Genomic DNA, 14,294 nt, shown 5'->3' with positions numbered 1-14,294 from the left:
GTCGTCAGCCGCTGCCGTCGGCCGGTGCCTCGGCCCGGTGCCTTCAGCCGGCCGGGTCGAGGAGCTGGGGGCCGTTGTTGCGGACGCTGTTGACGGCGGTCGAGACCGCGGTCACCGCGAGCCGGCCGCCGGCGGGGGTGTGGAGCAGGGCCCGCAGATCCGTCGTGTCCTCGTGGGAGGGGTCGAGCCAGGCCTCGTAGTCGCCGGGGTCGAGGGCGAGCGGCATCCGGGGATGGATGCGGCCGGCCGCGTCGGTGGCCTCGGTGGTGATGATCGTGGCCGTGGTCAGCCAGGCGTCCGGGTCGTCCCGGTCGGTGACGGCCGGGTCGCGCCAGAACTCGTACAGCCCGGCCATGGCCATGACCGAGCCGGTCTCGGGCCGGATGAAGTAGGGCTGCTTGTAGGCCTTGGCCGTACCGGTGGCGGGTACGGCGACCCACTCGAAGAACCCGTCCGCGGGCAGCAGGCACCGGCGTTTGGCCAGGGCCCGCCGGTAGGCCGGCTTCTCGTGGACGGTTTCCACCCGCGCGTTGATCATCCGGGATCCCACGGCGGGGTCCTTGGCCCAGGACGGCACCAGACCCCACCGCACGGGACGCAACTGCCGCCCGAGCTCCCCGGTCTCCCGGTCGGCGCGCTCCAGTACCGCCCACACCTCGTCGGTGGGCGCGACGTTCCACGAGGGCCCCAGCTCCCGGCCGGGATCGAGCCGGGCATCGAAGAGGCCGGCAAGGTCTTCGGGTGCCCGGGTGGAGGCATATCGACCACACATGCCTCCACTGTCCCACTCTTCCCGGGCGGGGAGGGGCAGAGCTCGCCGGACGGGGGCTGCCGGCCGGCAGACCCCGTCCGGCGGCCCGGGGCGGCGTCCGGCCGATGTCAGCGCCGGGTGGGAGCATCGGCCCCATGCCCCTGCCTCAGCCCCATGACCTGACGTCGCTGGTGCTGCGCACCCACTTCGGCGACGAGGGAGCCTGGGACGCCCTGCGGGCCGCGGTCGAGGGCGCCGACGAGTGGAGCCACGCCACGCATGTGAGCGACCTCCGCTTCGCGCAGGCGGACGTCCGGGCGCTGGTGGACGAAGCGGCCGCCGCGGAAGAACAGGTAGGGATCACCCACCTGTTCCTGGCGGACGCCACCGCGATGGACGACCCGGTCCACCCGCTCCTGGCCGTGGACCTCTGGATCGAACCGGGACGGACGTTCAGGGTTCCGGTCCGCTGGTTTCCCGCGGTCTCGGCCAACCTCAGCCTCTCGAACATGGACTTTGCGGAGTACGCCGACCTGGCCGATGGCTCAGGGACCTTCCGCGGCTTCGGCGGGGACTGACGCCTCACCGCCGCGTGGAAACGGTCACCCGGTCGACCCGCATCGGGTGGCCCGGTTCGGTGTCCGGGCCCGGGGTCGCGCCGTCGGCCAGGGGGAGGCCGCCGCCGATGGCCACGTTGAGGATCAGGAACAGGCCGTGGTCCACCGCCCGCTTCCACGTGTCCGGGTCCATCCGGGAGGCCGCCACCCGGTGGTGCACCCGGCCGTCCAGGTACCAGCGCACCTCCTCGGCCCCGGGGGAGAGGTCGACCTCGACGGCGTACGTGTGGAAGCCCGTACGGCAGTCCCCGCACGGCTGGGGGCCCGAGCTCAGGCCCGCCGGTTCCCGGCACGGGCCGCCTTCGAGGGTGCCGCAGTGCATGGTGGCGAAGACGCTGTCCCGGCCGTTGACCGATTCCATGATGTCGAGCTCCCCGACGCCCGGCCAGCCCGTGTACCCGTCGCGCAGCGGCGCCCCGAGGGTCCAGAACGCCGGCCAGTAACCCGCCGCCTTGGCGCCGGTCACCCCGGGCAGGGCGATCGCCGCCTCGATCCGCAGGGTTCCGCCGGGCGGGGCCGCGAAGTCGGCGCGCCGGGTTTCGATGCGGCCCGAGCTCCACGCGCCGTCGTCCGTACGGGTGGGGACGATCTCCAGTGCGCCCTTGCCGTCGAGGCGGACGTTGTCGGTCGAGTCGGTCATCGTCTCGATCTCACCCGTGCCCCACTGGGCCGCGGGGCAGCCCGGGTAGCAAGTTCCGATGTCGTGCAGCCAGTTGGCGGCGGACGGCGGGCTTCCCGCGGGGCCGTCGAACTCGTCGCGGAACACCTCGGTCCACCCCGCCGAGCGGGCCTCCCCGGCCGCGGAAGCCGCTGCGCCCACGGCGGGCAGCGCCCCGGAATCCGTGAGCAGCCGTTCCAGCCGGGGGGTCAGTACGACGACCGCCACGTTGGTCAGGTGGGCGTCGTCCCGGTAGAGCAGGATGCGGTCCAGTACGGCCGGGCACGTCGGCCCGTCACCCGGGCACAGGACCGGATTCACGCTCACGGCGCGTACGCCGGGCAGGGCGCCGGAGGCGATCAGCCGGGCCAGCGGATCGGGCTGCCGGGCCTGCGTACGGCTGAACGCGCAGGCGGCGGGCTCCTCGGGGCTGCCGGACACGCACGCGGGGACGTCCGTACCCGGTACGGGGGTGTCCTCGATGTAGACGATCGGCGCACCGATCGCCCGCAGGGGTTCGAGGGTCTTCTCCCAGCCCTCGGCGAGGAGTCCGGAATCGGAGGTGTAGCGGTTGAGCGAGGAGATCACGATGAGCCGGGGCTTCGGCTGCTCCCGCAGCCGCTCCAGGGTGTCGGCGCGCCAGGTGTCGCACTCCCGGTAGGCGCGGCCGAGTTGGGGACTGTCCACCGCAAGCTGCGGCAGTGGGCAGCCCTGCTTGACCAACTCCTGCAGTGCCCAGCCCCGTTGCGCGGCCATGGCCAGCATCGCCGAGAACCACTGGCCGGCGTGCGAATCGCCGAGCAGCACGATCCGGTCCGGGCTGTCCACCGCGCCGAACAGGCAGTCCGGGCTGCGCGTCACGGCCGGGGCCACCTCGCACTCCCCGTCCGGCGGGAAGTCCCCCCGCGCCTGCGCCGGGCCGGGTACGACCGGACCGGCCTCCAGCGGCGCGGAGCCCGTACGGGCGAGCAGGTGCGGGCCGGAAGCGGCGCCCGGCGGCAGCCCGCCCATCTGGACGGGCGTTGCCGGACCCAGCAGGTTCAGCGTCGTGGTGCCCACCACGAGCGCGAGGAGCACCGGCATGACCACGGCCGTGATGCCCACCGACAGCCCGCGGCGCGGGAGTTCGGAGACGGTACGGCTGCGGCGCAGCGGCTGCTCGACCCAGCGCATGGTCGCGTAGGCGGGGAGGACGGCGCCCAGGGTGAGCGCGGCCTTCACCGGCCAGTCCTGCGTGCCGAAGCGGGCCTCGGCGAAGACGAGCACCGGCCAGTGCCACAGGTACAGGTTGTAGGAGAGCCGCCCCACCGCCCGGGGACCGCGCCCGGCGAGGAGCCGGCCGATCCCGTAGATCCCCGGTGTGCTGCGCTCGCCCCGGCCGGGTATCGCGGCGAGGATCACGGCTGCCGCACCCAGGGTCGGCACCAGGGCCGCGTGGCCGGGGTAGGGCGTGGCCGCGTCGTACGCGAAGACGCTCCAGACGATCGCCGCACCCCCGGCCCAGCCGCACAGCAGCCGCAGCGGGCGCGGGCCGCGCATGAGGTGCCAGGGCAGCAGGGCCACCAGAGCCCCGGCCCCGAACTGCCAGACCCGCGAGGGCGTGGCGAGGTAGGCGAGGGAGGGGGAGTGGTCCGTCCAGCGCAGCGACAGCGCGAACGACGCGAGTACCAGCGGTACGGCCGCCAGGGCGACGGCGGAGCGCACGGCGCGTCCACGGCGCACGGCCCGTACCGTGCCGAGCACGATCAGGGCGAGCAGCGGCGCCCAGAGGAGATAGAACTGCTCCTCGACAGCGAGGGACCAGAAGTGCAGCAGCGGGCTCTGCTCCTGCCCGGCGGCGAGGTAGTCGGTCCGCTGCGCGACGAAGCGCCAGTTGGCGGCGGAGAGCGCCGCCACGACCACGTCGTACTCCAGGTCGGCGCGCCGCAGCGGAACGGTCAGCCAGGCCCCGGCCAGGGCCACCGCGCCGAGGACGACGGCGGCGGAGGGCAGGAGCCGACGGGCCCGCCGGGAGAAGAAGTCCAGAAGCCGGATCCGGCCGGTGGTGATCGCCTCACGGACGAGCAGGCCGGTGATGAGGTAGCCGGACACGACGAAGAAGACGTCCACGCCGACGAATCCGCCCGCGAGACCCGGAACCCCGGCGTGGAAGGCGAGGACCGCGAGGACGGCGACGGCGCGCAGCCCCTCGATGTCGGGCCGGAACGCCGAGCGGTGCGGGCTGGGCCCGGACTCGCCGCCGGAGCGGGCCGGGGCGCCCGGGGGGCCGGTCGGCGGGGCGGCGTCGCGCGGTGGCTCGGCGCGCGGTGGGTCGTGCCGTGCGTCGGGCGTCGGCGTGGCCGGCGCGGGAGACGGCGCGGGGGAGGGTGAGGGAGGTGGTGCGGGGGAGTGCATGGAGGTGGAGCCTTTCAACTCAGCCAGGGAAGCATGGGGTTGACCCACCCGGATGCCAGCAGGCCGGTGAGCAGGAGCACCGCCGAGGCGGCGAGGGTCTCGGGCCAGCGGCGTGGCAGGACGCCGCTGCGGGAGCGGTCGGCGAAGGCCCGTACGAGGCTGCGCGGGCGGCCGCCGGCCGGAGCCGGGCCGGACTCCGCGGCGGTCCGCACCCGCCCGGAGCGCGTCCCCGGACGCAGCTCGGCGATCAGGTCGCGGACCAGCGGGCCGTTGATCTGGCACTGCACCACGAAGTAGAGGAGCAGACCCCAGTTGGGCTCCCAGCCGTTGCGGGCCACGGCCAGCGCCAGGCCCGTCCCGGCCGCGCCGTTGGACAGGACCAGCCAGATCAGCGAGACGCCCACCACCCGGCGGGCCATCCCGCCGGAACGTGCGGGGCCCCGGGTGCCGGTGGGCACCCAGTCGGCGCTGCGGCCGCGCAGCGTGTGCAGGAAGGCGGTGGCGGCGGCGACGCTCGTCAGGACGTTCGCCCGGATCACTTCCACCCGCCAGCGGGTCCGGCTGATCCGCGGCAGCAGCACGTGCCAGAGCCACAGCGGGGCGAGCAGCGGCAGCACGTGCCAGGGCCGGATGTCGTCCGGGTACCAGAACATCATCACCAGGGGCGGCAGCGGCGCCGCGAAGGTGTTCACGGCGGCGGCCAGGTAGCCGACGATGCCCTCGTAGAAGCACAGCCGCATCCGCCAGGGCGCGCCCATGCCCCGCAGGACGGGCGAGGTGAGCAGGTGGAGGTTGCCCATCGCCCACCGGTACTGCTGGTTGACGAAGGAGGTGACCTCGTCGGGGGAGGTGCCCTTGGCGACCAGCACCGGCACGTACACGGTGCGGAACCCCTGGGCGTGCAGGGCGAGGCCGGTGTACAGGTCCTCGCTGTGGTCGAGGCGGGCGAAGCCGCCGGCCAGGTCGATGGCGGCGCGCCGGTAGACGGCGTTGCTGCCGCAGCAGATGGCGGCGTCGCTGGCGTCGCGGGAGGGCTGGATCCAGCGGAAGAACCACTCCTGGGCGGAGCCCGCGGCCCGCTGGACCCAGCCCATGGTGCCGTCGGTGTCGAAGCACTGCGGGCTCTGCACGATCCCGACGCCCGGGTCGGCCAGATAGGGCACGAGATGGCGCAGGAAGTCCGGCCGGGGTGCGAAGTCGGCGTCGAGGATGGCGATGAACTCGGCACTGCTCAGGGTCAGTGCGTGATTGAGGTTCCCGGCCTTCTTCAGGTGTCCCCGGTCGGGCCGTACGACGTACTCGTACCCGTACGAGGCCGCCAGTGCGGCGACTTCGGGCCGGTCGGCGTCGTCCAGGACCCAAGTGGTGAGTGAGCCGGGCCAGTCGACGGCCGAGACCGCGCGGTAGGCGTTGTCCAGGATGGCGAGCGGCTCCCCGCAGGTCGGCAAGTAGAGGTCCACTCCCGGCAGTCGGGCGGGCTGCCAGGCGCGTACGAGCACCTCGTGGGAGGGCCGGGTCAGCCTGCGCTGGCGCAGGCTGTTCACCGAGGAGAGCACGAGGGCCACCAGGTTGAGCCCCAGGACGGCGAGGAAGGCCCACAGGGCCGGGGTGCGCAGCGCGAAGGTGAACATGGTCGCGGCGGTGAAGACGAAGGCGAGGCTGGTGCTGATCAGGACCCAGCGCCGTTGCGGGCCGAAGTACCAGTAGAGCTCTTCGTCGGAAGGAGGTTGCGGAAGGTGAGACAAGGTCATAAATCCCTCAACAGCTGTTTTTGCGCCTGTTTCAGGTGGCCACCATAGCGTCAAAGGTATAGACCAATTGTTTCAGCGCGGCCAACAAGGCCAATCGGCCACGGGATTGGCGCATCTCATATGGTCCAGACCTGTGCTCTGATTATTTGACCGCCCACACCGCCCCCGCCGGGAAGATGCAGGTCACGGGGGAGTGAACAGGCGTCGAAGACTTGCGTGGCCGGGCCGGGCCGGCCGGGCCTTGCGGCGGCGTTCTGCTTCGGCCGTACCGGGGCCACCCCAACTGGCTACGCTCTGATCATGGTTGACGATTCGGCTAAGGGGAGTACCGGCGATCTGCCCGAGTGGCGGTCACCGCCGCGGATGATCGGCGGACACGTCGCGGGACCGGTGGTGATCGGCCGGACGGACGGGGTCGTGGTGGTGGCCCGGCAGGTCCTGGCCCACCCGGTCGGCCTGGAGATCGACGTGGAAGCCCACGCGCGCGGGGCGTCCTCGAACCCCGTTGGGCGGGAGCCCGATCCCCTGGGCCCCGACGGGCCCGCGCAACCGGAATTCCGTCTCCGGCTCGCCGACGGCCGGGACGTGGTGCAGGACGAGACGACCGGCCCGCGGGACGGGCGCGGACCGACGATGGTCGTCAGCGGGTACGAGGGCAGCTGGGGCGGCCCGGACGGTGGCGGGGACGTGCGCCTGACCTTGTGGATCCGGCCGCTGCCGCCGCCGGGCCCGCTCACGCTGTCGTGCGCGTGGCCGGAACGCGGGCTGCGGGACGCCGTCCTGGTCCTGGACGGGGACGCGGTGCGCGCCGCGTCCCTCCGGGCCCGGCCGTTCTGGGCCGAGGGGGAGTGAGGCACCGGCGGTGACGTGTGGCGTGAGCGGGCCCGGCGGCGACGTCGGGGCGTGAGCGCTGCCGGTGACGCGGGTACGCCCGGCGGCCGGGGTCTCGGGCCCCGGCCTCCCCCTCCGAGGTCAGGCCGGCCCCGGCTTCCCCCTCCGAGGTCAGGCCCCCGTGGCCGTCGCCACGGTCTGCGCCGGGTCCTCGTACACCGGGTCGAGGGCCAGCAGCGCACCGCCGCGGGCCGGGGCGGTGAAGCCGAGGGTGGACAGCAGGAGACGGCAGCCGCCCGTGTCCGGGGCCATCACGCGTTCGGCCATCAGCCGCTCCACCCGCGGGGCGAGCCGGTCGCCGAAGTAGGTGAAGTACCCGCCGAGCACGACCGCGCGCGGGTTCAGGACGTCCGCCAGCAGTGCCAGCCCGAGGCCGAGCCCGTCCGCGACCCGGTCCAGGGCCTCCAGGGTGCGGGCGTCCCCGGCGGCCGCCCGTGCCTGGAGGTCCGTGAGCCGCGCCTCCAGGTCGAGGGAGGGGTCGTGTACGGGATCCTCGGGGGCGGCGGCGTGCCGCAGCAGGGCCGTGAGGCCGACCATGGTCTCCCAGCAGCCCCGGCGCCCGCAGGCGCAGAGCGCGCCGCCCGGGTCGAGCGGCATGTGGCCGATCTCCCCGGCGAAGCCGGCGGCGCCGCGGTGGAGGCGGCCACCGCTGATGATGCCGCCGCCCACGCCCGTCTCGCCGGTGACGTAGATCAGGTCGTGGATGCCGGCCGCGGAGGCCTCCAAGTACTCCGCCACCGCGCCGAGTTTGGCGTCGTTCTCCAGGCGCAGCGGGGGAGCCCCGCGCCCCAGGCGGGCGCGGATCCCGCTGACCGCCTCCACGTCGTGCCAGTCGATGTTCGCGGCGTAGACGACGGTGCCCGCGGCGATGTCGACGACCCCGGGGGCGGCGACGGTGACCCCGGCCGTGGCGATCGCGGCGGCGTCGAGGACGCCGAGGGCCTCACGGACCAGCTCGGCGGCGCAGTCCAGGACGGCCTCGGGTCCGGCGCCGCGGACGTCCATGGCGACCCGCCGTTCGAAGACGGTGTCCCCGCCCAGGGTGAGGGCAACGGCGGCCAGGTAGTCGACGTTGATCTCCAGGCCGATCCCGCACAGGGCGCGCCCGTCGATCCGGACGCTCTGGCCCGGGCGGCCCACCGAGCCGTCCCGTTCCGCGTCCCCCTCGCACACCAGGCCGAGCTCGATGAGCTCGGTGACCAGCCCGGTGACCGTGGGCCTCGGCAGCCCCGCGTCATCGGCGATCCGCGCGCGTGAGCGCGGTCCGGCGTCGCGCAGGAGGCGCAGTACGAGACCGAGGTTGGCGCGGCGGATGGAGGCCCTCCCGGCCGGCCTGGCCGGGCCGTTGATCACGACGGGTCCGATGCCGGCGTCACCCCGCCCGCCCCCGTCGTCGCTGCGCTGCGTGCTTCGTGGATCAGTCCTCACCGGTGCTCCTCACTGCCGTCCCCGAGAGTCTGCCACCCGTGCCCCCGGGTCCCGCTGCCCCCTTCCGGAGCGGATGCGGCACGCGGGGTTGACGGGACTCTCATTAATTCAGATCCTAACCAAACTAATTGCTGCGGCGGTGAGTTCGGCCGCGAGCTGACGGCGAGGAGGCCCACGGCGTGAATGCCCGGTACCACCTGCGGTTCCAGATCCATCCGTACGAAGGCACGGACGCCGTCGCGGCCACGGCGGCCGAACTGGCCAAGACCTGCACCGACGCGGGTGTGGCGGAAGTGGTGCTGCTCCTCGGGGCCGAGGAGCACTTCACCGGGCATCTCACCGGACCCCACGAGGACCTCTGGTACGAGGCCGCGGCCACCGCGCAAGAGGTCCTCCTCGGCGCCGGCCTGGACGTGAGCCTCAACCCCTGGGTGACCACGGGCCACGCCGACCGGGGCCGCACCGACACCCACGGCTTCGCCCCGATGGTGTCCCCGGCCGGGGAAGTCTCCACGTCCCAGGCCTCCTTCGCCTGCCCGCGCTGGCGCGCCTGGCTGACCGGACACTACGGACGCTTCGCCGAGCTGGGCTTCCGCGTCCTGTGGCTGGAGGACGACTTCCGCTTCCACAACCACGCCCCGCTCGGCTGGGGCGGCGGTTTCGAACCCCTCATGCTCGACCGGCTGGCCGCCCTCGCCGGACGCCCGGTCCCCCGACCGGAGCTCGTCTCCGCACTCACCGCCCCCGGCCCCCCGCACCCGCTCCGGGCCCTGTGGCAACGGGTCTGGCGGACCGCGCAGCAGGAGGTGGCCGCGCAGGTGGCCGTCGAAGTGCACCGGCGCTCGGGCGGCCGCTCCCGGACCGGGCTGATGAGCTCGGGCCTGGACGCCGCCTCCGTGGAGGGCCGGGACTGGGGCGCGCTCTTCGGGGCCCTGGCCCCCGGGGGCCGCGCCGCGCACCGCCCGCACTTCGCCCCGTACGCCGACGCCCCCGGACGCGAACTCGCCCGGCAGCTGTGGATGCCGGAACTCCAGCGCTCCCTGCGGCCCGAGTTCGTGGACAGCGAGCCGGAGATCGAGAACTGGCCGCACACCGCCTGGTCCAAATCCGATGTCCAGACCTGGTCCGAGATGGTCGCCGCCCAGCTCTCCGGGGCCGACGCCCTCCTGCTCAACCTGTACCCCCTGCACGGAGCGAGCCCCGGCCGCCACCCCCGGATCGCCGAACTGCTGCGCCGCGCCCGGCCCGCCCTGGACCACGTCCGCCGGCAGCATCCGCGCGGACAGCGCACCCTGGGCGTCGGCCTGCCCTTCGCCCAGGACGCCGCCGCCCACGTACGGGCGCACGGCGCGGGCTTGGGCGAGCTGGCCGTGGACCCGGGCCCGGCGGCCGATTTCCTGCTGCGCTACGGAGTGCCCGTCACGGCCGAACCGGCTCCGGTCCAGGCCCTGTTCGGCCCCGCGGCCTGGGCCTTCGACGATCAGGCGGTACGGGCCCTGCTGGCCGGAGGGCTGCTGCTCGACGGGACCGCCGCGACGATCCTGCACCGGCGCGGCTTCGGCCCCCTCATCGGGCTGGCCGCGGCCGATCCGGTGGACCGGGAGGCCCCGGCCGCCACCGTCGGGGGACCGGGCCCGTACGCCACCGAGCAGCTGTGCGCCGCAGCGGGCGGGGACCTCGCGGGCCTCCTCCTCAGCGTCAACACCCAACCCGCCCTGGCCCGGCTCCGGGAGGCACCCGGGGCCCTGCGGTGGAGCGAGGTCCGCACCCCGGACGGCCGCGCCTGGGGGGCGGGCCGCACCGTCTTCACCAACGCCCTCGGCGGACGCGTCGCCGTACTCGCCGCGACCGACCCCCGCGCGCTGCCGGCCGACGACCACGCGCAGCGGCTGCTGCACCGCACGGTCCGCTTCCTGGAGGGGGAGGATCCCCGCCTCCCCCTGGTCAGCGGCGGCCCGTACCTGATCCCGCACCTCTCGTACGCGGACGGAGTCACCACCCTGACCGTGGCCAACGGCTGCCAGGACCCCGCCCGGCCGACGGTGCACCTGCCCGCCCTCCCGGACGCGGTCGCGGTCGCGGCCACCGTCCTGGCGCCCCTCGCCGAGCCCCGCCCGGCGGACACCGAACGGCAGGACCGCACCCTGCGCCTGGACCCCGAACTGCCCCACCGGGGCTGGGCCGTCCTGCGCTGGTGACCCACCGGCCCGACACCCCGCCCGGGGGCCCGTAAGCCCACGCGCAAGGCGCCGTACCGACCGCACAGAACCCCGTGCCGACCCGCGCGAGACCTCCGTACCGACCCCCGCAAGGCCCCGTACCGAACCCCCGCAAGGAACCCGTACCGGACCCACCACCAGGGAGTCCCATGAGACCGCTCCGCCCCACGTCCCTCCTCTGCGCCGCCGCCCTGGGCCTCGGCACCACGCTGGTGGCCGCCGCGGTGCCGGCCACCGCCGCCGGGACCGTCACCATCGCCTCACCCGCCCTCGCCGTGCAGGTCGACACGGCCTTCCCCCGGGTCGTCCAGTACACCGACCAGGCCACCGGCGCCGTCCTCTACGGCAACGAGGACCCCCTCACCCAGGTGAACCTCAACGGCTCCGCGCAGACCCCGGCCGTGACCAGCGCCGTCTCGGCCGACCACGTCGACTACACGCTGGCCTTCACCAACGGGGACACGGTCAAGGCCACCCTGTCCGTCAGCGGCAGCACCCTCACCTTCGCCGTCACCTCGATCGCGGACAGCGCCGTACCCATCACCTCGCTGTCGATCCCGCAGCACAACCTGGTGTCGGTGCGCAGCGCCCAGCCCGGCGCCGCCGTCGAGACCACCCGCATGAACACCAACACCACCGGCACCGGCGACACCTTCACCACCCTCACCTCGGGCACGACGGCGGACGGCTCCCCGCAGGGGGCCATGTACGCGATCCTCAACACCGGTTCACTCGCCGCGTCGATCGCCACGAACTCCTCCTACGACAACCCGTCCGGCCAGAACGCGGCGGACAGCGGACGGATCCAGAAGCAGACCGTGGCCAAGTCCGGCTACCGCAGGGCCGGTCTGTGGAGCGGCGACTGGCTGCACCGGGCCGCCGGCGCGCCGGGCACCGAACCGCTGCCCTACGCCAAGGTGGTGGTGACCGGGGACCGCAACGCCGACTCCACCGTGGACTGGCAGGACGGAGCCATCGCCTTCCGCTCGATCATGACCAGCCCCCAGGGCTGGCAGGACACCGCCCGCCGAGTGGTGCAGCGCATCCCGTACAACTTCGCCTCCCAGGCCACGCACCCCTTCCTCCAGACCCTGGACGAGACCAAGCGTGTGGCCCGGGCCACCGACGGGCTCGGCCAGTTCGTCCTGCTCAAGGGCTACGGTTCCGAGGGCCACGACTCGGCCCACCCCGACTACGGGCTGGTCGGCACCCGGCAGGGCGGCGCCACCGACCTGAACACCCTCGTCGCGGCGGGCGCCGGCTACAACGCCGACATCGGCGTGCACATCAACGACACCGAGGCCTACCCGGTCGCCCGCACCTTCGACCCGACGCTCCTCAACAACGGCGGCGCCGACAAGGGATGGGACTACCTCGACCAGTCCTACCACCTCAACTACCGGCTGGACGGCACCAGCGGCAAACGCCTGGCCCGCCTGCAGGAACTCAAGGCGGTGGCACCGGACTTGAAGTTCCTCTACGTGGACACCTGGTACGGAGACGGCTACACCTCCCAGGCGCTGGCCCGCGAGATCAACGGCCTCGGCTACCAGCTCACCACCGAGTTCCCCGACAAGTTCGAGGACCAGTCCCTCTGGTCCCACTGGGCCAACGACCTCAACTACGGCGGCAGCAACTACAAGGGGGTCAACTCCCAGGTGGTGCGCTTCATCCGCAACCAGCAGCGTGACGACTGGATCGCCGGACACCCGCTGCTCGGCGGCGGCACCCTGACCGCCTACGAGGGCTGGCAGGGCACCAAGGACTTCGCGAACTTCATCAACACCACCTTCACCACCAACCTGCCCACCAAGTACCTCCAGGGCTTCACCATCCGCAAGTGGGCCGCGAACCGCATCGACTTCGACGGCGGAGTCAGCGCCACCCTGAGCGGCAACACCCGCACCATCAGCAAGGACGGCCATCCCGTCCTGATCGGCGACACCTACCTGCTCCCCTGGAACCAGAGCGGAGAGTCCAAGCTCTACCACTGGAGCGGCGCGGGCGGCACCTCCACCTGGAACGTGCCCGCCTCCTGGGCCCAGAACGGCACGGCAAAGCTGTACAAGCTCACCGACCAGGGCCGCGTCCTGGTCTCGGACCTCCCGGTGACCGGCGGCAAGGTCACCGTCACCGCCGCGGCGAAGACCCCCTACGTGGTCTACCCGTCCGCGGCGCCCGCCCAGGCGGACGCCGGATTCGGCGAGGGAGGCCCCGTCCGCGACCCGGGCTTCACCTCCGGAAACCTGTCGAAGTGGACGGTCGCCGGGGCCGCGTCCGTCACACGCAACGCGGTGGGCCAGTCGCAGCTGACCGTCGGGCAGGGCGCCACCTCCGTGTCGCAGCAGCTCACCGGCCTCGCGCCGGGCACCTACGCGGCGAGCGTGTACGTCTCCACCGCCACCGGACGCAGGGCCACCCTGGCCGTGACCCCGGCGGGAGGCACCGAGCAGAGTGCCTACGCCACGAGTTCCCCGTACACGAACAACGTCGGTGCGGACGAGAAGAACGGCAGCACCATGCAGCGGATGCGGGTGCTGTTCGACGTCCCGGCGGGGCAGTCCACCGCCACCCTGGCCCTGCGCGCCGACGCGGCGGCGGGAACGGCCGCTTTCGACGACGTGCGCGTGGTGCGCACGGCCCGCAGTCCGCAGGGCGGCCACACCTTCGCGGAGGACTTCGAGAACGTCGACTCCGGCTGGTACCCCTTCGTCGTGGGCTCGGCGGGCGGCAGTACGGCCGACCCGCGCACCCACCTGGCACAGCTCAACGCCCCGTACACGCAGGCCGGTTGGAACGGCAAGCTGATCGACGACGTGCTCGCCGGCGGCAACTCCCTGAAATCCCACGAGGAACGGCCCGGGCTGCTCTACCAGACCATCCCGCAGACCCTGCGCTTCGAGCCCGGCCACCAGTACAAGGTGACCTTCAAGTACCAGCAGTCGGTGGCCGGGGACTACGCCTTCACCCTGGGCGCCGGCACGGGGCAGGTCTCCTCCGACACGCTGCCGCAGGCCCGCACCACGAACACCTTCACCAAGACCTTCACGGCCGGGGTGGACGCCTGGATCGGCATGCGCAAGCTCACGGCCGAGACCTCCAACGCCGACCGGGACCTGGTCCTCGACGACCTCACCGTCGACGACCTGGGTGCCACGACCTCGTCCAACCTGGCCCTGAACAGGCCGACGACGGCCTCCTCCGTCCAGTCCGCGGACTACCCGGCGACGGCCGCCACCGACGGCAGCGCCACCAGCCGCTGGTCCTCGGCCTTCGCCGACCCGCAGTGGATCCAGGTCGACCTGGGGTCCGTGAAGAACGTGAACCGGGTGGTCCTGGGCTGGGAGGTCGCCCACGGCCGCGCGTACAAGGTCCAGCTGTCGGACGACGGCACCACCTGGAGGGACGTGTACTCCACCACCACGAGCGACGGGGGTACGGACGACCTGACCGGACTCAATGGCAGCGGACGCCACCTCCGGGTGACCGGCACCCAGCGGGCCACCGGCTACGGCTATTCGCTGTGGGAGGTCGAGGCCTACTCCTGACGGCGTACGGAACCGGCCCCCGCCCCTCCTCGGAGGG

The 14,294-nt window shown here is 73.3% G+C and carries 8 protein-coding genes; 4 read left to right on the top strand and 4 right to left on the bottom strand.

Annotated features, from left to right (window positions below; translation table 11 throughout):
* Positions 1–43 precede the first annotated feature (43 nt).
* Positions 44–772, bottom strand: coding sequence for an SOS response-associated peptidase (locus tag OHA37_RS01485; RefSeq protein WP_266901601.1), 729 nt, complete (start codon positions 770–772; stop codon positions 44–46).
* 134 nt (positions 773–906) lie between these two features.
* Between OHA37_RS01485 and OHA37_RS01480 the strand changes: the two genes are divergently transcribed.
* The gene (locus OHA37_RS01480; protein ID WP_266901599.1) at positions 907–1,329 is read left to right on the top strand and encodes a DUF6924 domain-containing protein; all 423 of its coding nucleotides are present in this window, start codon (positions 907–909) and stop codon (positions 1,327–1,329) included.
* A gap of 4 nt (positions 1,330–1,333) precedes the next feature.
* Here OHA37_RS01480 and OHA37_RS01475 read toward each other — a convergent pair whose 3' ends face one another.
* Together OHA37_RS01475 and OHA37_RS01470 are read right to left on the bottom strand one after the other, a co-directional pair.
* Positions 1,334–4,420, bottom strand: a complete 3,087-nt coding sequence (locus tag OHA37_RS01475) for an SGNH hydrolase domain-containing protein (protein WP_266901597.1) — start codon at positions 4,418–4,420, stop codon at positions 1,334–1,336.
* A gap of 14 nt (positions 4,421–4,434) precedes the next feature.
* Positions 4,435–6,171 carry a glycosyltransferase family 2 protein gene (locus OHA37_RS01470; protein WP_266901595.1) on the bottom strand — a complete coding sequence of 579 codons (1,737 nt, stop codon included), beginning with the start codon at positions 6,169–6,171 and terminating at the stop codon, positions 4,435–4,437.
* A 300-nt stretch (positions 6,172–6,471) separates the two neighbouring features.
* Between OHA37_RS01470 and OHA37_RS01465 the strand changes: the two genes are divergently transcribed.
* Positions 6,472–7,023, top strand: a complete 552-nt coding sequence (locus OHA37_RS01465; RefSeq protein ID WP_266901593.1) for a hypothetical protein — start codon at positions 6,472–6,474, stop codon at positions 7,021–7,023.
* 150 nt (positions 7,024–7,173) lie between these two features.
* Here OHA37_RS01465 and OHA37_RS01460 read toward each other — a convergent pair whose 3' ends face one another.
* Complete coding sequence (locus OHA37_RS01460; RefSeq protein WP_266901591.1) at positions 7,174–8,490, bottom strand: ROK family transcriptional regulator; 1,317 nt, start codon at positions 8,488–8,490, stop codon at positions 7,174–7,176.
* 179 nt (positions 8,491–8,669) lie between these two features.
* On the opposite strand from OHA37_RS01460, the gene OHA37_RS01455 reads away from it, so the two are divergent.
* Together OHA37_RS01455 and OHA37_RS01450 are read left to right on the top strand one after the other, a co-directional pair.
* Positions 8,670–10,688 (top strand): hypothetical protein, encoded by a 2,019-nt coding sequence (locus tag OHA37_RS01455; RefSeq protein ID WP_266901589.1) that lies wholly within the window; start codon positions 8,670–8,672, stop codon positions 10,686–10,688.
* Positions 10,689–10,858: 170 nt separating this feature from the next.
* Positions 10,859–14,257, top strand: a complete 3,399-nt coding sequence (locus OHA37_RS01450) for an endo-alpha-N-acetylgalactosaminidase family protein (protein ID WP_266901587.1) — start codon at positions 10,859–10,861, stop codon at positions 14,255–14,257.
* Positions 14,258–14,294: the final 37 nt, after the last annotated feature.

Source organism: Streptomyces sp. NBC_00335 (assembly GCF_036127095.1).
Taxonomy (GTDB): Bacteria; Actinomycetota; Actinomycetes; order Streptomycetales; family Streptomycetaceae; genus Streptomyces.
Note: the sequence above shows the minus strand (reverse complement) of the source record. Positions and strands in the feature narration are given on the sequence as shown.

Coding starts and splice junctions, on each gene's coding strand:
- OHA37_RS01465 (WP_266901593.1), top strand. CDS start 6,472: ATGGTTGACGATTCGGCTAAGGGGAGTACCGGCGATCTGCCCGAGTGG.
- OHA37_RS01485 (WP_266901601.1), bottom strand. CDS start 772: ATGTGTGGTCGATATGCCTCCACCCGGGCACCCGAAGACCTTGCCGGC.
- OHA37_RS01450 (WP_266901587.1), top strand. CDS start 10,859: ATGAGACCGCTCCGCCCCACGTCCCTCCTCTGCGCCGCCGCCCTGGGC.
- OHA37_RS01475 (WP_266901597.1), bottom strand. CDS start 4,420: ATGCACTCCCCCGCACCACCTCCCTCACCCTCCCCCGCGCCGTCTCCC.
- OHA37_RS01480 (WP_266901599.1), top strand. CDS start 907: ATGCCCCTGCCTCAGCCCCATGACCTGACGTCGCTGGTGCTGCGCACC.
- OHA37_RS01470 (WP_266901595.1), bottom strand. CDS start 6,171: ATGACCTTGTCTCACCTTCCGCAACCTCCTTCCGACGAAGAGCTCTAC.